The organism is Mesorhizobium sp. M2A.F.Ca.ET.067.02.1.1 (assembly GCF_004023285.1).
In the GTDB taxonomy this organism is placed as follows: Bacteria; Pseudomonadota; Alphaproteobacteria; order Rhizobiales; family Rhizobiaceae; genus Mesorhizobium.
Window position 1 is genome coordinate 1 of the sequence record NZ_RZSB01001471.1, and the last position, 405, is coordinate 405.

Annotated in this window: 1 protein-coding gene; it reads right to left on the reverse strand. The window is 59.0% G+C overall.

Annotation, left to right across the window (positions count from 1 at the left end; all coding sequences use genetic code 11):
• A partial coding sequence (locus tag EOA28_RS38365) for an ABC transporter substrate-binding protein (RefSeq protein WP_148671240.1) occupies window positions 1–335 on the reverse strand: 335 nt, incomplete at its 3' end.
• Window positions 336–405 lie beyond the last annotated feature (70 nt).

Consider the following 405-nt stretch of genomic DNA (forward strand, 5'->3'; position numbering starts at 1 on the left):
ATCATGGCATAGGCGATGCCGACCGAGAGTGGATTCCAGGCAGCGATGCCGGGATTGCTCTTCAACCGTTCATACACCTCGACGCCCTTCTCGACCTCATATTGCGTCTCGCCTTCGCTCCAGGCCAGCTTGACGCCATTGACGCCGCCGTCGCGGATGTTGATCAGGTTGAGATAGTCGATGAAGCCACCGAAAAAGCCGGTTCCGCCGGCCGCATACGGACCGACACGGTAGCTCTGCAGGGGAAAGTATTGTTCTTCGGCGTGAACCGCCGTCGCGCCGAGCACGAAGGCCGTGGCGATCGCCGCTTTTCTTAGGTGACTGAAGAAGGTCATTGCTTACGTCTCCTGATGGGTTGGTCCGAGCGGAGGAGGAAGTTGAGCGGCAATCAGCTGGACCTTGAGC